Consider the following 19916-nt stretch of genomic DNA (forward strand, 5'->3'; position numbering starts at 1 on the left):
GATTATTGTGAGAAGAGCTATAAAGCTATACATGAGGTGGTTGCCAGTGGAACAAAATTTTCCTTCTGGAAGACAATGTGTGATTTAGATGGCGTAATAGTGGCAAATTGAAAGAAATACATGGTATTTGCCACTATTAGAAATCTCCTGTTTTGATAAGACTTATGAGGTCTTTATTGGTTTTTTGAATTTTGTTGAAGCACTCACATGCTTACTCTAATATTTTGTTCACAGAGCCTAGTTAGCTCAATTTCAACGTTAATTTGTGAAGCTCTGAGTTCTGTTAGGGGATTTTCTGGTTGAATATCTAGCTTATTCTGTATGTTCGGTAAACAAATTAAAGCCGAATCAAAAATTTCATCATACTGCTCTGCTTCATGCACACAATTGATTATTTCCTTCACATCTTGCGGCGTATCTTTTAATATTGCTCTTATTTGGTTTAGGTTTTGACGAATTTTTTCCTGATATCCAGCAATTCTCTCTTGATATATATCAATCATTTTTTGACATGAGGTGCCTCTAAATGAGTGTTCTGCTTTTTCCTTTATGTAGGAGCTCTGAAAATTTTTGCAATTAAGGACTGCTTCTCTACATTTTTTTATGTCACTAATTATACTGGTTATTGACTTACTTGCTTTCTCATGCTCTTCTTTTTTGATTATACATTCATTCTTTGTTTGGCTCATTTTATCATACAGATTTCTGCATTCTTTATATGATACCAGCGGTTGTAGTATTCCTTCCTCTACACCTTTATTATAAAAATTCTTCAACTCATCGCTTGATAGTATTCGTATAGCATCTTCCCTTTTACCTTGTGATTTAGGATACTTTTTGTTCAGTGAACTAATATAATTTAATAGGAAACTCTTAGTTAAATCTTCCTTTTTAACTTCTGATAATTTTTCTAGTGTTTCTATATATTTCAAAGTTTCCGCAAAAAGCTGCGCACCAGATGTAGCAAATCCTGGCAGTGGTTTGCTCTGCGCCTTATAAAAATCGGTTTGTAAAAAATCTTCGGCTTGTTTTTTTATTACTGAAAGTTCATTGAAGGCTTTTTCTGGATTGATTTTTTTTAAAATACTAGTAGCTTTTTTAATCGCTCTTTCTCTCTTTTTATTATCTTGTTTTTCGTTTAAGATTAAGCTTTCAGCTTCAGTAAAAGCATTGCCTTGGGCACTTTTGGCAATATTACAAACAACGTTTTTTACAACTTGCTTAGTTGCTACATAATCTATTTCCTTTGTAAAGCAATCAATAAATAGCTGCCAAATTTTTTTGTTAACGGACTTACTTGTCTTATATTCTAAATCTTCTACATCTTTGAATCCTAAAATAGTATAGAGATTTTTTTCAATTATTGGTTCAGCATGTTGTTTTGCCACTTTACCTTTTATATTGAATAGAAATTCACTAATCTTAGTTGTGCCCATAATATTACCTCACAATATTAATGTTATATAATATAAAGTATAAAAGCTTAATGCTTAATTTTTACTTACTATTAATATAATTGAAGATTAACTTTGTTCCTATATTAAAACTTTAACTCCCAATTTATTATTAGTAATATCATTATATGAATCTTATGCCTGAATTTGGGAATATATTGTTATTGGTAGCCTGTTTGTTATCTTTAACGTATTTGTTTCTACCGTTTAGTTCTTACCGATTCGTCTCCTCTGCCATATTTTTTTGTGTGTCAGCATCAATGGCTATTTTGATCTACTGCCACATTAAAAATGATTTCTCACTTGAAAACGTATATTACCACTCACACACAACAAAACCTTTGATCTATAAGATTTGTGGTGTTTGGGGAAATAAAGAAGGGTCTATGTTGCTTTGGACCTTAGTGCTTGTCATGTATTTATTACTAATGGATATTTATATACCTTCTGTCATCCCAGTGCCCATAAACTGGGATCCAGACAATTTAATTGCAAATGAGTACATCAAATGGCAGTGTAATAAAAACTGGATTCCAGTGTCAAGCACTGGAATGACACCAGAACGAACTAATGATAGTAAATTAAAAAAAATATCTCTTATCACCCAAGGCTTGATTTGCTTTTGTTTTTTACTGTTCACTTTACTTGAATCCAGCCCCTTCACTAAAATGCCAGGCATTGAAACAGATGGACTGGGTTTTAATCCGATATTGCAGGATATAGGCCTTGCTATTCATCCACCGGTATTATATTTGGGGTACCTTGGATTTAGCGTTCCTTTTTCGCTCTCTATAGCTGGATTAATTTTAAATACTGAAGGAAATGTTTGGGCTAAAATTGTCAGGCCTTGGGTACTTATTTCTTGGTCGCTGCTCACTTTGGGCATCAGCTTGGGTAGCTGGTGGGCATATCGTGAACTCGGTTGGGGTGGATTTTGGTTTTGGGATCCAGTGGAAAACGTTTCTTTGATGCCGTGGCTAATTGCAGTGGCGCTGACACATTTGTTGCTCGTTGTACGAAATTTCAATACTTTAAGGAATGTTGCTATTTTACTTACGCTCACAACTTTTATATTGAGTGTGACTGGAACATTTCTAGTCCGCTCAGGAATACTTACCTCAGTGCACACGTTTGCAGATGACCCAAGATATGGATTGTATATATTAGCTCTACTTGGTGTAATTACAGTCAGTAGCTTAGTAATATTTGTAGTGTTTACGAGAAAGAATCACACATCTTTCCAGTATTCGATATTAGAATCTGAAAAGAAATCTGCTACTCAAGTGACAGAGGGTAGAAGATTCTTTTCACGCCTTACGATGATGCTGATGAACAATTTATTATTCATCACTGCCTTTTTCATCGTGTTCGTTGGCACTTTATACCCTACAGTGCTTGAGTATTTAACCGGTGAATTAATTTCAGTTGGAGCACCATATTACAATTCTTTATTTAACTCTATTGCACTAGCTATTCTAGTGCTCACCATGATAGGGCAATACTGCAGTTGGCAGGGAAATAGTCTATTGCCAATATTCCGTGAATATAGATTTTCATTTTGTAGTGCTGCAGCTATTTTGCCGTTTATCTTTCACATGGAGCTAATGATTGTGCTATCAATTACCATCTCCATAGCATTATTAATCTTTGTTTTAGAAGCATATAGTAAAAGAATTTGTTTATTTAAGGTAGCATTTGGTGAATCAATTTTATTAGCAAGAAGAGTTTCTAAGTCCTACTATGCAATGATGCTTGCTCATGCTGGAGTGGCAATTCTAGTGCTTGGTATATCTTATTCAGTTGGTTGGCAGGAGAAAAAAGAAAACTACTTGGGAATAGGAGACAGCATAACAGTCAATAAATTTAAAGTTACTTTACGAAATATTGAGCTAATAAAAGAAAAAAATTTCCATGCAGTGAGGGGTACAATGGATATCAGGAATTTGCTGAATAATAAGATATTAGGTGAAGTAACTCCTGAATATAGATTTTACCTTGCGGAAGGTCAGAAAAATGTTGAAAGCAGTATCTACCACAATTTATTTTCTGATATTTATGTTGTAATTGGAGAGATTGATAAGAGTAAGAGCAAAATTGCAGCTAAAGTGCACTATAAACCTGGAATGTCTATAATCTGGCTTGGATCCTTTCTTATCGCTTTTGGTTCGCTCCTTGCTGCTTTGCCTTCTAGCAAAAAAGTAGTTCCTTCAGTATCATAAAGTTTGCATTTTTTTGCAATTTAAACTTAAGCTAAGCAACACTAACCTTTCTGGCGAATTTTCTCTATGTTCTGTTGTACAATAGGAAATAAAGATATATTTTCTAATGAAGAACTTACATGATATATGGAATCTACTTCCTCAGGCCTTTTAAAATATCCCTGCTTAATAGCGTCGTAGACAGAAGAACCACCAAGCAAGCAGTTCTCACCTAACTCTTCTTTATAATTTTTAAACTTTTCCAATATTTCCTCCTTGTTACTCACTTCTACTATAATTTTTCCTTTATCTTGGACATCAGAATACAATCTAGCATCTACTTTTCCCAAATCAGTATGAAAAGTCAGTACTATATTACCTATAAGGTCAGTATAATTTCTTACCCCACCTTCTGTTAAAATTTCTGTCTCGCTTTCACCGATTGCTATCACGTCTCTTCGAAATTCTGTGCTTTCATCTGTTCCATTTATGATTTTTGCAACCTCGACTATACTATTCTTTGAGTATTTCAAGTAGAAAGTGAAGTTGTCCATTTTTGCCTCTTTTACCTTACCAGTAGTTGCGTTTTTTGCAGCTTCCAAAAACCTTAGAGAGTAATGTATATAGCTTTTACGTGCTTCTTTAAGATTAGCTTTGTGGTCTTTAAACTTCTCTAGTTTATCAATTACAATTATACTACTTAGAGTTTCAAATACTGCACCTCTTTTTACCAAATTACATACTATGCGACTAGCAACTTCTATGTCCCTTTCACCTTGAAAAATCTTTAATTCACTAATTCTTCTTATTACATAATCTGTAAAATTATACCTACTCTCATAAGTATTTTCATATATATTTCCCTCACGAGTAAGATTGAACCTTACCCTAGATTTTATAGCTTCATTTACAACCTGTTCTAGCTGATTTATGTCTTGAACTTCATCTAATTTACAAAAATATTTACCTGGATCTTGCTCATCTAGTAGAAAATCCTCCCCCCATAGATTTACACTTTTGCACAAATACTTTTTTCCATTATAGTCAACTTGTGTTTTTTTACGAAAAGTTCCATAAATAACATCATCAGTTAAAAAGTACTCTTTAATATTAAGGTTGGGATTATTAACTGCAAATTCTATTGGGGTTTTACCTTTTTTATCCTTTATATCAAGATTAGCTCCTTTCCTTAGAAGCAATTTGATAATTGTATCACAATGACCAGAACGAGTAGCATAATGTAAAGGTGTTCTTCCTGTGTCGTCCTTTTCATTAGGATCAGCACCTGAATTCAACAGTAAATCTATTAATTCTCCCGCATTGCTACATTCCATACTTGATAGAATATGCAGTATTGTCAGTTTAGATTCTCCTCTTTTAAGGTTGAGGATGGTTTTTAGATCTTGATTACTTTTATGATCCAGTAAAAATTTTTTAATTTTTTCAACATCGTTCTTATAATCCTTATAAGTAACATGTGGAAAGTCTTTAAAAGTACTTAAGAATTTTTTATTCAACTCCTTCTGACTCTCTGTTAAGTTGGACATGTCAACAAGCCACGTAGATATCAACTTACCAAATGCACCTCTTTCAGCAATATCAGTTAAAGAACAGTCATTGCGAAGTACCAGTGAGTATTTAATCAATTCATATTCATCATCCTCTTGTTGCTGTGTTTCTTCTGCTTTCTTAGAGTGCTTAAAATCATTTTTTATTAATTCAATCAAGAGCTTTAATGTGTTAAAACTTTTATGTCCCAATAAAGGATCTGCTTTGTTTTCAAGTAGAATTCTTGCTATTTCTGAATAGCCATTTCTAATAGCCCAGCATAACGGAGTACGCCCGTATTTATCCGCTATGTCAACAGCAGCTTCCTTTTCTATGATAGCTTTTACTATTTCCACTTGGCAATTTTCAGCAGAAACAGCATGATGTAATGCAGTACTCTCAGCCTGACTTACTGCATCAACATTAGCTCCCGTGTCTAATAGGAGTTCTACTATCTCTTTATTTTCATTGTGAGCAGCACAATGCAAAGGAGTACACCCATTTTGATCTGCTGTATTAACATTAGCCCCGTTTGCTATGAGAACTTTTATTATCTCTGTATAACCAAAGCGAACAGCAGCGTGTAAAGGAGTTATCTTAACTTTATCTACTGCATCAACATTAGCCCCCGTGTCTAATAGGAGTTCTACTATCTCTTTATGTCCATTGTGAGCAGCACAATGCAACGATCAATCACCTTAATACCCTCTTCAATAATCAAGTAACTAAGGAAATTACAGTTACAGATTCAACACATCCACTATTTGGCAGAACATTTCCAATATCTTCTGTCAGCTCAAAAGTCCACAATGTATTTGTTACTTATCGCAATTACATCATTCTACGTATTCCGTTTTCTGCTACCAACTTAGCTAGTAAGCAAAACTTTCTCACCAGCAAGTTAACGTGGTCTTCATTATACGAATTTGTTTCTCTAGCAAAGGAGTATAAATTATGCCATGTAAACCATGTCAAGTGTGGCAGAAAATGTCGCAACGTTTCAAGTCAGAAGTTTTAGAAAATATATTATTAGTGTCCAAAGAGGTTATCTATGAGTACATCAGAGCTAATTACAGCACAACATTTAGCACGCGAAGCAATAATTTATATCAGACAATCAACACCTCATCAAGCATTGAGCAACCAAGAAAGTTTGGAGTTACAGTATGCACTAAAACAAAGAGCAATTGACCTTGGATGGAAAGCTGATAACGTTGTAATCATCGATAGTGATCTTGGTTTAACTGGTGCTAGTGCTGAAAAGCGTGAAGGGTTTAAAGAGATTGTCACTAAAGTCACTTTATCAAAGGTAGGAATTATTCTCTCCTACGATGTGACTCGCTTATCACGTAATTGTTCTGACTGGTATCCTTTACTGGATATATGTGGCTATAAACAGTGTTTAATAGCTGACCGGGATGGTGTTTATGGTCCTGGTACTATTAATGGTCGGCTGTTACTTGGTCTGAAAGGGCAACTTGCTGAAATGGAGTTATCTACTATAAGAGCTAGACTAAATGCTGGACTATTAAATAAAGCAACCAGAGGTGATTTAGCCTTATCTCTCCCAGTTGGTCTTGTTCGTAACATTGATGGTTCTGCGAGCAAGGATCCTAACCTTGAAGTTCAGTCTCGTATCAATCTTATTTTTGAAACTTTTCTAGAAAAACGAACAGCATCAAAGGTTTTAAGACATTTTAATGATCATCAACTAACTCTTCCTAGATATAATAATTTCAAAGAACTACAGTGGAAAAAGCCAACTGTTGCAGCAATTACCTCAATACTAAAAACCCAGCCTATGCTGGAGCATTTGTTTATGGGCGTTCCCGTACTACATACCATAAGCCATCTTCTGCTGACAAAACAACAAAAAAATTACCAATGGAGGAATGGAAAGTTCTGATCAAAGGTAAATACTCAGCTTACATAGATTGGGAAACTTTTACAAAGATTGAGATGATGCTAAAAGATAATTATGCAGAATACGATCGCAATAAAACACGTGGTATAGCAAGACCAGGTGCAGCATTATTACATGGAATAATTTATTGTGGAGAATGTGGACATAAAATGTTGGTACAGTATAAAGGAGGAAATCGTTATTTATGCAACTATCTACGTCAGCAGTATCGTGTACCTGTATGTCAGCTTTTACCAGCTGATATTATTGATAATGAAGTAGTTCCCAAATTTTTTGCTGCACTTGGTCAAATTGAGCTTGATGCTTATACTCAGGCGATTAACTCACAATTGCAATCTGAGCAAGCAATTAATAAAGCACATTTACAACAATTAGAGCGCCTAAAGTACCAAGTTAGATTGGCAGAAAGACAATTTAATCAAGTAGACCCTGACAATCGTCTTGTAGCTGCAGAACTTGAAAGACGCTGGGAGAAAGCATTGAAAGAACTCCAACAAGCAGAAATTATGTTCGAACGTCAGCGTCCAAGTGATCCAACACCTCAATTACCTGAAGAACTGAAAACAGTATTTTTAGATGTAGGCAAAAGATTACCTGAAATTTGGTATGAATCAATTCTATCACGTCAACAACAAAAGTCCTTTCTTCGTTGTCTCATTGATAAAGTGGTAGCACACAGAATCAGACGCGATTGTCTTCAGGTACGCATTATATGGCATGGTGGCGAAACTACTACTTCTCATGTTCCCATTCCAGTAAACTCTTTTCGCGAGTTGACTAAAGCAAAAGAAATGGAACAGTCTATAATAAAGTTAAGTAAAGAAGGTAAAACAGATGCAGAAATTGCTAAGTACTTAGAAAAACAGGGACATCGCTCCCCCACAAAAAACATCGTTTTAGAAAATACAGTAAAAACTATTCGGTTAAAAAATAACATTATGCGAGCAAGGAATCAGTCACATCCGCTTAAAGTATCTGGATATCTTACCGTTCCACAAATTGCAAAAATCCTCAATGTTACTACACATTGGATTTATGATAGAATTAATAATGGTCAAATCAAAGTACGAAAAGATGACAGTAAAACCAGAGGAAAATATTTATTTGAGAATACGCCAGAGACTGTTAGAATCCTTATGGATTTTAAACATGGTAAACTCAACAATCCAAATTTTTTATAGGAGTATCAATATGCATAATCAAAAGATCTTCTTTCTTGATACCAAGTTGACCACCGCTTACCCCTACAACAACATTGCAAGCATTGATTTTTTTCCATATGAAAAGAGTCTGGAAGCTCTTTTACTCTAAACACGATGTTTACATCCTCAAAATTAATCTCAATTCGCTTAACTAACGTTCTAATAATATCACGTTTAGTTAGCCAGTCTGCATTATTAAGACTTGAGTTAATACTAGAGGAAAACCCCTCTAAATTTGTTACTACTAGAGTTAACTCTTGTGTGAGTTTTTTCTGATCAAATATCTTTTTCTTTTGTTCTTCAACCATTTTTAAGTTTTGTTTCATTGCTTTAATTCTTGGCTCAAATTCTTCTTGATCAATATATTCTTGAGCATAACTATCAATTAACCTTGCAATACCTCGTTTTAATTTATCTTCTTGTGTTTCAAGCAAAGCGCTTTTTTGATCTAGTGGTGATTTTTTAAGTTCTGAAAGTCTACGTTTATACTCCTCTAATATTCTATTCGGATTTTTTAATAGATGTTTCACCTCTTCCCACACAGCCATGTCTAATGTATCTGTACGAATTAATTTGTTGTTACACATTTTATTACCGCCAAAACGGTATGAATCCGTGCCAACACAACGATAATATACCTGATTATTAGTTTTTTTCCCCTCCTTATTCCTTGCAGTGCTAGTACCATAATATGCATAATTGCAAAGCTTACATACTACTAAACCTTGCAATAAATGTCTTGCTCCTCTTTGTCTTGTTCTTGCTATTTTTCTATTCTCAGCTAATTGTTCTTGAACGATTTCAAATAAATCTTCGCTTACTATACTAGGTACTTTAATATAAATCCAATCCTCTTTTGGAACAGGATAAGTAGAATAATTATCTTTTGGATGCTCGCAGGAGTTTTTTTTCGGTCTTATATGTTTTAGTTTTACGCCAAACCTTGTTTTACCAAAAGCTGCTTGTCCTTTATAAGCAGAGTTTTTTAACATACTCAAAACTACAGCCCTATCCCAATACTCTTTTCCAGTTCTCGTCATAATGGACATAGCACTTAGCCTACGACATACTTCTCCTATACTGGCTCTTTCTCTTCCTACCCAAGAGAATACTTTACGAACAACTTCAGCTTCTTCTTCATAAATCTCAAATAAGGCCTGTCCTGTTTCTGTATTTTTGTTTATATAACGATAGCCATAAGGAGCAGCACTCATTACACTTATACAACCCTTATTTGCTGCATAAATCTTTCCTCGACGACTTCGTTCCATGATTTTTGCACGTTCGTATTCTGCTATCATACCTTGCATTTGTAATAGTAATTGAGATTCTGGATGGCTTTGTTGCATAGCTAGTGTTGGTTGAGGTTATTGTAAGGAGAAAAGCTTATGGTTACTAACGCATTTTGTTGTAAAATAGGCATTTTTCAAACAAGTATAACTTATGCCACAAAAAATGAGAGTAAGTAACCAAAGAGAATATAATGAGTTTCTAAAAAAAAGAGGAAATGTTTTTCATTTTGTTAATCAAGCCATAGAAAATTGGTATGAAAATAGTCCAAAAGTTGCAGGTGGCAATAACACTTATAGTGATAAAGTTGTAATTTTAATACACATAATAGTTCATCTTTTTAGAATTGGCTTGAGACAAGCTGTAGGTTTTGTAAAAGGTTATATGGTACAAATAGGCAAAAAACTTAAGATTATCAGCTATACACAAGCTTCCAGAAGATTTAAAAAGCTTAATTTGAAGATTGATGACCATAGAAGCAATAAAGATGATCTGGAAAATGTTGAAATTGCCGTAGATAGCACTAGAGTTAGTATCTACAATAATAACGGTGGGCATAGTAAGCTTAATATTCGAAAAAGAAAATACAGTGGTTATGGTCAAGTAAGAAAATTACATGTTATTTTAAACATAAATGATAAGAAAGCAATAAGCATGAACTACACTAGTGGTGTTGCTGTAGACTATTTGCCGGTCTGCGATATGTTAGAAGAAGTCAGTGATAAATATAACATTTGTTCTATTCGAGCAGATGCGGCTTATGATATAAAAAGTGTGTATAAAGAATGCAGAAAATACAATATTGTGCCTATTATTCGCCCTAGGAAGGATACTAAAATTTGTTTAGCTGACTACTTATCAGAAAGAAACAAGTATATTAGTAGAATTAGGTCATATGAGAATTATGAAGATGGTATTAATGAATGGAAGAAAAAAGTTAAGTATGGAGCACGGTCTTATATTGAAGTCTTTTTCTATAGGTTGAAGCAAATATTTGGGTTTGGCTTGAAAAATAAATCAGAGGTAAATCGTGAAAAAGAGCTGTTAATTAAGTGCTACTTACTGAACAAATTTACTGATATTGGTATGGCTAAATTTAAATTAGCTGCGTAAGTTCATTGTGATTTACATGCCTATCAGTGCTATGCAACAAAGCCATTCTGGATTATCGCTAATTTGATAATTTAAAAAAATGACTTCCACTCCTAATTTCTTAAACTCTTCAAGTAATATCATCTGATATGCATACTTACGAGATAAACGATCAGGAGAATGAATATAAACCTTATCAATGTTACCTTCTGCTATTTTATCACGTAATTTTTCCAAACCAGGACGGATTATGTTAGAACCACTATAACCATTATCAATAAATTTATATTCATTTAATAATTTATGTCCATCCATACTAATTTGATTCTCTATAGCAGCAATTTGGCTTGCTATTGTATCTTCTTGTGCTTGCCTCCCTGAAGAAACTCTTGCATATAAACTAACTGTTACCATTTTACCGTCCTCAAATCTACTTTCTTATATTCAGAGTTTTCTTCCTTTTTGCTCGCTTTTATTGGTTTACTTAACACTAATTTTTCATATGCATCTAATAGATACAACTCTGCTAATCGATTTACTTCATAACTACAACTAATCCGCACTATTAATTTCTTGTTGCCCATGAGCTCTACCATATATTATCCATCGAGACATATGGTTATTTGATCATTAGCTCTATAAATAAATTCAACTCTCCGTTCTTTTTGTAGAAGCTTTCGAGAAATAGTCTTCTCAAGTTTCAGGTTTATTGCAATATTGTTGGCGGAGTCCTTGCAGCTATTTGTGCTAATTCTGCAGCAGATAATGTGTACTAGACACAACTTAATCTGACAGCAACGAATTAACTGACAGAAGAATTGAGGTAGTTAAAACTAATATCAGTCTCTTGTTTAACGTTACTAATATTTTTCTGAAAAGCAATGTGTTTGCTATCAAGAAAAGTCTGCATAGGCGTTTTACCATAGCAATATTTACCTGAGTGAGGCCTGGTCTCATTGTAAGAGCGTAACCAATGATCAACATCTATCTGCAAATCTTCTAAAGAACTGTAGATTTTCTTTCTAAAGATAATATTGTAACACTCATCTTGCATAGTTTTATGAAACCTTTCGCATATGCCATTAGTTTGTGGTGAATTGGCTTTAGTTCTTGAATGATCAATATTTTCAATTCCCAAATAAAGCTGATAAGCGTGATTTTCTGGTTTACCACAATATTCTGTACCTCTATCAGTCAAAATGCGCAATAATGGCACGTTTTGTACATCGAAAAATGGTATTACTCTATCATTCAGCAAGTCGGCAGCGGTAATAGCAGTTTTATCTGTATAAAGCTTAGCAAAAGCCACTCTCGAATATGTATCAATAAAAGTCTGCTGGTAAATGCGCCCAACGCCCTTGATATTGCCTACGTAATAAGTATCTTGAGACCCTAAATAACCTGAGTGTTCTGTTTCAATTTCACCGTGAGCTTCTCTTTGCTCTTTAACTTTTTCCAATGCTGCAAGTTGCTCTTCAGTTAAAATTATGCCGTCTTGTGCAACCTTTGCTTCAAGGGCTTTAAGTCTTTTTTTGAACGTTTCAATGTCATTTCTTAGCCATACAGATCTTACGCCACCTTCGGAAATTATTACACCCCTTTTTCTCAGCTCATTTGCAGCTCTTTGTTGTCCATATGCTGGAAATTCTGTAGCTATGCCAATTATTGCCCTTTCTATATCTTCGGAAACTCTGTTTGCTAATAGGGGTTTTTTCTTACTTATTTCATGTAATGCTCCTTCTCCCCCACTTTCATATAACTCCTTAAATCGATAAAATGTATCACGCGAATAACCCATCACCTTACACGCTTGTGATACGTTACCTAATTGCTTTGCTAGTTCTAATAACCCTAACTTTGGTTTTAGTATTTTTGTTTGTATCGTACTCATATCTAACACTCCTTTCTTTTATTATTTTATAACTTACTTTTTTAAAGTGTCAGATCAAGTTCTATCTAATACAGATAATGGTACAGTACGTGACATCTCTTTTAACTTCTTAACAAATTTATCAGCTTCCTTTGTTTCTTTGTTAAACTCAACTACTTTTGCAACATCAGCCATAGCCGATTCAAAATCAACAGCAACTTTAATTGGCGCTGCAAGCGTTAGCCCTAGTCCAATAGTCTCTATAATTTGTGACTTAAAATGTGCTTTGCTTGCTAAAAAACTTTGGTGACTACGTATTGCAGATCCAAGCTTACCATACTTGCCTTTCAGCGCTTCAATGGACGAGCCAAGTTTATATTGGTCACTTACTAATGACTTAATATTTCTTCCACTTTTGCTTACTTCTTCATTAAATGAATGCAAAGCATCTCTCTTTTTCAAATATGCTTCTTTTGCTTTTGTTGCAGAAAACTTAGCTTTATCAAACTCAGCTTTTAAAGTTTTGCTTGGTTTCTCTATCGCTTTCATTTGTTTAGCTAAAGATTTTACTTGATCCTCAAAACCTTTCCATGACCTCTTGCTAGTCAAAACATCATGACCTAACTGTTTAAATTTTGATACTGATTTTAAAGATGAATCAAGCTTTCTTATATTCTCACCAAGACGAGTAAGTTGACTACTACTTCCTTTTATTACAGTATTAAAGCTGCCATCTAAAACAGCTCCTATTTTTATAGATAACGTTGACATTTAAGCTCCTTTGCTAATTTGCTCCATAAAATAAACTCACTAATCTCCATATCAAGAATGTGCTCAACTCCACCACCTATGATAGAGCCAAGCACTAGTATTTCTAATCTCAAGTTTTTTGGATAATCGGTGAAAAAAAATCCTTTAATACCTCTTGAATTTTCACATAATCAGCAATATCTAACTCTTCAATTGCTTCTTTTGTAACTGATGTCAAATTGGCAGTCAAAGTTACTTCCTTACTTAGATCACTACCATTAAGCCTCTCAATAGCTAGATAATCTCTAACTTTTGGACGTCTAACGGTAAGTTCTGAGACAGAAATTCCATCAACTGTTATTGGGTTATTAAGTGTTATAGCTTGCATACTTCTCCTGAAAAAGTTAATTAAATAAAAGTCCATATCGGCTTTTACATAACTAATTTTTTTTATTACAGTTTTTGTGTTTGATTGAAGAGGCAACCTAATATAAAAGTTGTAGTAGGGGTTATTTCCTTTCCACTTGGATTAATTCTTGAACTTCATCGACAGGAAGACCTGTACATTTGACAATAGTGTTAACATCAACATTATTAGTCAGCATCGCTTTTGCAACTTCAATCTTTCCTTCAATCTTTCCTTCAATCTTTCCTTTCTCTTCACCAATTTTGATTCCTTCCTCTTTAGCATCATCAAGTTTTTGAGCAAGGACAGCCTTTTCATCAAGAATACGCTTTATCTCTCCTTCATATGCTAAAAACTCCTTTTCTGACCAGTTAAACCTATTTAGCTCTTCATACGCTTTTTTGATTATTACGTCACTTCCTGTTATCCTTTCCAATTCTTCTTCACTTGTTTCATCAGCGTACTTAAAAAAATACACCCACTTCTCAACTATATTTGAAAGCTGATCTTCTTTGGTTTTGGGAAATTTAGGCAATTCAATAAATACAAAATAAAAATCTTTTAGATCATGTTCATTAGTATCTTCATCGCGAATAGTGTGCTTTGATTTATACTCGGACTTATCAGGAAATAAAATACAATCTGCTATAGCAATAAAGATAATTTCCTTAAGGTTATGGTATTGATCACCTTTATCTGCTTGTCTTGAATAGGCTTTAGCAGCGTAATATTGGGCACGTTTTTCAAAGCCTTTGGTTTTAGCGACCTGCATCTCAATTATCCATTGCACTCCTGTGGAATCTCTACATAGCACATCAACAATACTTTGCTTTTTAGATGCAATATCAGGATCTTGAATAGTACTTAAAAACTCTATATCCTGTATTGCATTTTTGCCAGTAAAGCTCAAAATATCATTTAGAAAGTGAATGAGGATATCTTTATTCTTTTCTGTACCAAAGATACGGCGGAATGCTACATCATTCTTAGGGTCGAGAAATTTAGATAAAGCCATAGCACAAATGCCTAAAAAACATCAATAATTATACAGTATTATCAGTAATTTTTCAATAAAGAAGTGAAAAGGCATCCGTCTATTACATTAAATCCCTAGAATCGTTTGCAGCAAGGCCATTTGATCCACACCGTTAATCTTACGGATCATATTCTCAGCATCGATTTCTATTAATTCATTACCACCTATCGTAAGTTTATAGTAATGGGCAGCTACAGTGCATTTTAGAGTGGCTTTTTCAGCAGGTTTCCAGCTACCAAAATCAAATTCTTTGAATATGCCTCTGAGGTTGATAATTACTCCTTCAATATCATTACTACCACTTCCTTGCATTCCACCACGAAGAGTTAAAGATACTGAATTTCCATTTATCAACCCAAATAGCCGAAAAAGCTCTGTATCGTATTCAGAAAAAGTGAAATCTGCTTCAAGCTTTTCCATGCCCATGTCAATATTTATTGGAATATCCATACCACCAGCACGGTACTCTTCTGTTTTTATGGTAAGCTTTGGTAGCGTAATTTCATCTATTTTTCCTGCATAACCACGACCATCTACAAATACGTTAAAATTTCTCAGTATTTTGGGTAACACTTCGCTTTCTCCTAACTTATTACACTATTATTTACAAGATGGGATCTGAATATTATTTGCTCAGCTGGATATGGCGGTGTAAACTCAAAATCAAAAGACACTTTTCCGCTTGCAATATTTGCCGGTGTATTGAGTTCGGGAGTTGCATAACATTTTCCACTGATAATAGCTCCTTGGGCTTTTAAATTGGCCAAATAAGAATTCACCCCCTCAATCACATCATCTATATAAGTTTTGGTAATATTGCGATCAACTGCCCATAAATGAGCTCGAAGTAGACTATCGTTGATTAAATCTGCAGTCCTTCTCACTGACAGAAAAGCCCATTTTGAGTCATTTGAACATGTTCTATTTCCCCAAAGCCTATAGCCATTTTGATGAATTATCGTTGTTACTTCATTTTCATTTAAATGGTTTGCTCTACAATTTGTATTACCGAGCGTAAAATCAATAGGCCTGCTTGTTCCAACAATACCATTTATCTCTTTATTTGAAGGTGAGTGCCAAAATCCTTGTTCGCTATCTACTTTTGCTATTAAACCAGCTACAAATGGGCTTGCTGGCAAGGTTCCTTCTTTTCCTTCAATAAATACCTTAACCCAAGGGTCAACTACGTAAACTCTTGAGCTGCCTACACTTTTTCTCCATTTTATTGCTTCTTCATCATTAGTATTTGGTCCATCTGCAACAATAATTGCTCTTAATTTTTCTGCTATGGAAATTAAAGCACTCACTACTGGATTTACTCCATCTATTTCAGGTAACTGATGAGTAAACTTAGGAGCAATTAATATTCTTGGAGCAATATGAACTATGCTTTCACTACTGAGGAATGCCTCTATCCCTTGATACTCTCCAGTCTCTTTATCAACACCGCCAATTATATTTTGGATAGTTTCACTTTCTTTGAGCTTTGAATCGCTGTTTTCACTTTCTTTAACTCGAATAACTACTACTGTTGCACCAATCTGGGAAAATATTCCATTTACTGCAGAAGGTAAACTGCCACTCTTTCCGAGCTTTGCTGCTTCCTTTAAGCTTCCTGCAACTAACACTGGTTTATTTAGCGGAAATTTTTGCTCATCAGCTTCAGGTGCAGTACCAATTACACCTATCACTGATGATTTAGCTGCACGTACTGTTTTTGCCCCTGAGGTTACTTCAATAACATTTACTCCGTGCAAAAATTCTTCAGCCATTTCTTTGCATCTTTTGTTTAAAATCGTTTAGTAAGTTCTCTAGCTCATTTTCACTTTTGGCTTCTGCAATTTTCTTCTTGGTAATGTCTTCCAACTCTTCACATTTAATTATTTCTTTTACTGCTTTTTTTACTTTTTCTTCAATGATTCTTGCCATTTCAATAACTGTAATACCACGGACTTTTGCTAAAGGCTCTATAACTTCTTTATCCTTTTCATTCATAGATTCTGGTGCTGCTAGAATACTTTTTGCGGCTTTTTCTTGTATTTGATACGATTTAGACTTTTGATGAGATACTCCTGTGTATTGGTTAGTATAGTTATCATAATAAGCACGAAGATTAGAAAGTGCAGAAAACTTCGCATTTTGTAGTAACTCCAATTCAATATCTTCTTGATTCCGCTGAGCAATTTTTCCTCCTCCTGTTAAACAATAACTTTTTTGCCAGTCAAAATTCTTTGGTGCTTCATACCAATCATTTCCAGTTGGCTTGTTTTCAAGTGTTGTTGTTTCAATCTGCTTGTGGTTTTCAAAACGTATATAAATAGTCACAAATTCCTCCTCATTGCCATATTTGATCAGTTCGTTCTAACCCTGGACATTGCCAACCCCTGAGCGTCCTTTCCACATCTACCTCAAGCCCTGTGGTGAGAAAATTGCTACGTATGTTATAAATCCCCCACTGAATAAATTGACCATAGTTGTGTACATAATTTGATGCAAGCATACCTTGACTAACTTGTGTTCTGGAATACAGATAAGATGATGTGTAAAGTAATATTGCAACTGTTTTTCCTGCTGGAATCTCCACATTACCAGATCCGGCTAACTTGCTATCAGAACTCATGTATTGGTAAACATTTTTCCATACTATTTTTGAAATACTTGATTTATTAGAATTAGTGTTATCAGGAGTTCCCACAAATAATCCTGCTCCCCCGTACTCCGTACTCGAATACGATGATCCAACAAATTCCATTGTCTTATTTATGTTCACATTGGTTGTATTTTTTACAAATACTACTCCAAGTGCAGCATACGGGTAATAGTATATCTCATCATAACTACCCGAAAAACTTTTTGTGCATAACTCTCCGTAAATAAATGTTCCTTTACTTCCCTCTATAAAACTTAGTTGTCTTGGCCGATAAAAACTAACGTAATCTGTATTGTACGTATGGCTACCTGCTAGTAGTTGTAACATATAGTCAGTTTTTGTTATATCACTACTCCACTTTCCAAGCTCTGTCGTAAAAGTTCCGTGGCCAAAATAATTATTTTTTCTGCCAAGTACACCAAATAAGAAAGGTAATGACCCTGGTTCAACCATGTTGCGCTTTCTTATTTCATTTATAAGAGACGCTTTTAACTGTTCATCCCGAGTTTTTACCTCATTAGAGATGTTTTCAATTCGAGTTTCTATTTCCCTAATAATTGATGAGCCACTTGGCACATCATTAACAGTACGGAAGTTATTCACTAAACCTTTAAGACCATCTTTATGATCATTGCCAACACTATTTATTGCTGCAATACTGGCATTCTTTCTCGTATCAAGTAGCGATAAATTTGTTGTCCCTTTTTCATCAATTCTCTTTAATAACTGCTTCTCTGATTCAGAGATCACTGCTAAAGAACTAGCTTTTTTATTATCCAGATCAGTTAAGTGTTTTTTTGCACTATCAAGAAGTTCTTTTAGCTTACCATCTGTCATCTGCACAATTTCAGAAACCGCACTTTTGTCGACTATTGATTCCAATGCTTTAGCAAGATATGCTAATTGATCTGGAGTACTGTTTGCTACTAAATCCTTAAGTCTTTTTTGTAGTGCATCAATTATTTCTTTTATTTTAGCCATTTGCACTATATTAGAAATAGCTTTTTTATCTGCTATCAATTCCAGTGATTTCGCAAGATATGCCAGTTGATCAGGTGTGCTGTTTGCTGCTAAATCCTTTATTCTTTGGTATATTGCTTCTTTCATTCCCAAAAATTCAAAAAAGTTTCAAATCTAAATCGTTTAAAATTATTTTTTAGTTGATTATGCTCATCTTCTCTTTCGGTAATATCTTCATCTATTTTTTCTATAGCTCTTCGAATACGTACCACATCTTGAACTGCAATATTTTCTGGATGAGGCAGTGGATATTCTCGTTTGGTTTGGTCAACAGTCATTATGTGACAATCACTCTGAGATTTTTTACCTTAGGGCGATAAACAACTGTTCCACTTAAAACTAATTTTACCCTAGTCTCATTGCCATTAAAGTTTGTCAGCACATGAGTTCTCTCTACCCAATTTTCTCCAATTGGTTTTCCTGATGTTAAATTTACTAATTGCCATCCTTTGACGCTTTGTTCCACATATGCTTTAACATCTGCAGTGCCAGGTATTAGCGCATCATATGTTATGGTGATCTTGGTGTTAGCTCCTGCTGTAATGCTTCTTGTAACATAATCTCCTTTTTCCCCTATATTACCCATAACTAGCTGTAACCCAGGATAAAGAACTGGACTTTTTTCTCGCCCTCCTTTTAGGCTTGCTTTTACCGTTAATTCCCCATTTATTCTTTCACGCAGTGCGAGCGGCAAATTATCAGACAAAAAATTTTCTTTTCCTTCTTCATCTGTTAAAATAAATTCCACATTGGTATCAAATGCTACTTTTTCGACGTTCGTCAAAACAATTAAATCTGATACGTTATTTGCAGTAACCTTGCCAAGATCAATAATGTGAGAAACTTCGCTAAATTTTGCAGCCAAAAGCCGAAACGTTAAATCTAAGTTCTGATGTGGAGTCCAGGTACTTGCATTGCTTGATGAAAGTAATACTCCTACTTGATATGGTTGACTTGTTACCCAACGAATATTTACTGTATCATATTTGCCAAGCTCTGCTATTTTTACTGCAGTATCTGCATCATCAGTGAGTAGCACTATTGCATACTCTTGTCCTGCATGGCAAAACACTGGTAACCACTCTATACGTGTTGCTGTGCCATCTATCTTTATATCTTTTGGCTCAATATAACTTTCAGCAATGACAGTCTGCGAGGGCATTCCCACTGCTGTTTCTCTAATCTGCACAACAACACGTTTTTTGCCGCTATTTGTGAACCATAAATCTAGACCCCCTATGTGTCTGCTCTCATTTAAAGTAAATGTTTGTGCTAAAGGATCAACTCTTCTTGCTGCGATAACTCTTCTTCTTTCCTCTATGGTAATTGTTTTTTTACCAGTATAAGTTGCTTCTCCATAACTTCCTTTATCCCCGTAAAATTGCACTAATTTAGTACCGGCTGGAATATTTGCTGGTACTTTCACCTTTCCCTTTAATTTTCCCTGATTGTTAGCTGTTAACATTTGGTTTTCCA

17 protein-coding genes and 2 pseudogenes are annotated in these 19916 nt (G+C 34.5%); 4 read left to right on the plus strand and 15 right to left on the minus strand.

Annotated elements, in window-relative coordinates; genetic code table 11:
• Positions 1-203: 203 nt before the first annotated feature.
• A complete protein-coding gene (locus tag OPR58_RS06540) occupies positions 204-1436 on the minus strand; it encodes a hypothetical protein (protein WP_320109884.1) in 1233 nt (410 codons plus the stop codon).
• A gap of 155 nt (positions 1437-1591) precedes the next feature.
• Between OPR58_RS06540 and OPR58_RS06545 the strand changes: the two genes are divergently transcribed.
• The gene (locus OPR58_RS06545) at positions 1592-3673 is read left to right on the plus strand and encodes a cytochrome c-type biogenesis CcmF C-terminal domain-containing protein (protein WP_458694763.1); all 2082 of its coding nucleotides are present in this window, start codon (positions 1592-1594) and stop codon (positions 3671-3673) included.
• Positions 3674-3714: 41 nt separating this feature from the next.
• Here OPR58_RS06545 and OPR58_RS06550 read toward each other — a convergent pair whose 3' ends face one another.
• Positions 3715-5886 carry an ankyrin repeat domain-containing protein gene (locus OPR58_RS06550; RefSeq protein WP_406846500.1) on the minus strand — a complete coding sequence of 724 codons (2172 nt, stop codon included), beginning with the start codon at positions 5884-5886 and terminating at the stop codon, positions 3715-3717.
• A gap of 365 nt (positions 5887-6251) precedes the next feature.
• Here OPR58_RS06550 and OPR58_RS06560 point away from each other — a divergent pair.
• Together OPR58_RS06560 and OPR58_RS06565 are read left to right on the plus strand one after the other, a co-directional pair.
• Positions 6252-6692 (plus strand): annotated as a pseudogene (locus OPR58_RS06560) (recombinase family protein); the annotation flags it as partial.
• Between the two features lie 257 nt (positions 6693-6949).
• The gene (locus OPR58_RS06565) at positions 6950-8305 is read left to right on the plus strand and encodes a recombinase family protein (RefSeq protein ID WP_265022284.1); all 1356 of its coding nucleotides are present in this window, start codon (positions 6950-6952) and stop codon (positions 8303-8305) included.
• A 5-nt stretch (positions 8306-8310) separates the two neighbouring features.
• Here OPR58_RS06565 and OPR58_RS06570 read toward each other — a convergent pair whose 3' ends face one another.
• Positions 8311-9675 (minus strand): recombinase family protein, encoded by a 1365-nt coding sequence (locus OPR58_RS06570; RefSeq protein WP_265022285.1) that lies wholly within the window; start codon positions 9673-9675, stop codon positions 8311-8313.
• A gap of 94 nt (positions 9676-9769) precedes the next feature.
• Here OPR58_RS06570 and OPR58_RS06575 point away from each other — a divergent pair, with 94 nt between their 5' ends.
• Positions 9770-10729: an IS5 family transposase gene (locus OPR58_RS06575; protein ID WP_265022212.1), complete on the plus strand. Its 960-nt coding sequence runs from the start codon at positions 9770-9772 to the stop codon at positions 10727-10729.
• Positions 10730-10741: 12 nt separating this feature from the next.
• Here OPR58_RS06575 and OPR58_RS06580 read toward each other — a convergent pair whose 3' ends face one another.
• The 12 genes and pseudogenes from OPR58_RS06580 to OPR58_RS06635 form a co-directional block, all read right to left on the minus strand.
• Positions 10742-11122 carry a recombinase family protein gene (locus tag OPR58_RS06580; RefSeq protein ID WP_265022244.1) on the minus strand — a complete coding sequence of 127 codons (381 nt, stop codon included), beginning with the start codon at positions 11120-11122 and terminating at the stop codon, positions 10742-10744.
• On the minus strand, positions 11116-11304 hold the full coding sequence (locus tag OPR58_RS06585) for a hypothetical protein (RefSeq protein WP_038249248.1): 189 nt from the start codon (positions 11302-11304) through the stop codon (positions 11116-11118). The genes OPR58_RS06580 and OPR58_RS06585 overlap by 7 nt, the downstream gene beginning before the upstream one ends.
• A gap of 206 nt (positions 11305-11510) precedes the next feature.
• The gene (locus OPR58_RS06590) at positions 11511-12599 is read right to left on the minus strand and encodes an IS481 family transposase (RefSeq protein ID WP_019236582.1); all 1089 of its coding nucleotides are present in this window, start codon (positions 12597-12599) and stop codon (positions 11511-11513) included.
• 63 nt (positions 12600-12662) lie between these two features.
• Positions 12663-13349 (minus strand): annotated as a pseudogene (locus OPR58_RS06595) (phage tail tape measure protein); the annotation flags it as partial.
• A 109-nt stretch (positions 13350-13458) separates the two neighbouring features.
• Complete coding sequence (locus OPR58_RS06600) at positions 13459-13716, minus strand: phage tail assembly protein (RefSeq protein WP_265022286.1); 258 nt, start codon at positions 13714-13716, stop codon at positions 13459-13461.
• Positions 13717-13837: 121 nt separating this feature from the next.
• Positions 13838-14749 (minus strand): Rpn family recombination-promoting nuclease/putative transposase, encoded by a 912-nt coding sequence (locus OPR58_RS06605; protein WP_265022287.1) that lies wholly within the window; start codon positions 14747-14749, stop codon positions 13838-13840.
• A gap of 87 nt (positions 14750-14836) precedes the next feature.
• Positions 14837-15343, minus strand: coding sequence for a phage major tail tube protein (locus OPR58_RS06610; protein WP_019236469.1), 507 nt, complete (start codon positions 15341-15343; stop codon positions 14837-14839).
• 11 nt (positions 15344-15354) lie between these two features.
• Positions 15355-16542, minus strand: a complete 1188-nt coding sequence (locus OPR58_RS06615) for a phage tail sheath subtilisin-like domain-containing protein (protein ID WP_265022288.1) — start codon at positions 16540-16542, stop codon at positions 15355-15357.
• A complete protein-coding gene (locus tag OPR58_RS06620) occupies positions 16535-17095 on the minus strand; it encodes a hypothetical protein (RefSeq protein ID WP_265022289.1) in 561 nt (186 codons plus the stop codon). Before OPR58_RS06620 ends, OPR58_RS06615 begins: the two co-directional genes overlap by 8 nt.
• A gap of 10 nt (positions 17096-17105) precedes the next feature.
• Entirely contained in the window at positions 17106-18527 is a 1422-nt protein-coding gene (locus OPR58_RS06625) for a M24 family metallopeptidase (protein WP_265022290.1), read from the minus strand.
• Positions 18524-18718 carry a hypothetical protein gene (locus OPR58_RS06630; protein WP_265022291.1) on the minus strand — a complete coding sequence of 65 codons (195 nt, stop codon included), beginning with the start codon at positions 18716-18718 and terminating at the stop codon, positions 18524-18526. The genes OPR58_RS06625 and OPR58_RS06630 overlap by 4 nt, the downstream gene beginning before the upstream one ends.
• Complete coding sequence (locus OPR58_RS06635; RefSeq protein ID WP_265022292.1) at positions 18718-19905, minus strand: hypothetical protein; 1188 nt, start codon at positions 19903-19905, stop codon at positions 18718-18720. The genes OPR58_RS06630 and OPR58_RS06635 overlap by 1 nt, the downstream gene beginning before the upstream one ends.
• Positions 19906-19916 lie beyond the last annotated feature (11 nt).

Source organism: Wolbachia endosymbiont (group B) of Ischnura elegans, from assembly GCF_947251585.1.
In the GTDB taxonomy this organism is placed as follows: Bacteria; Pseudomonadota; Alphaproteobacteria; order Rickettsiales; family Anaplasmataceae; genus Wolbachia.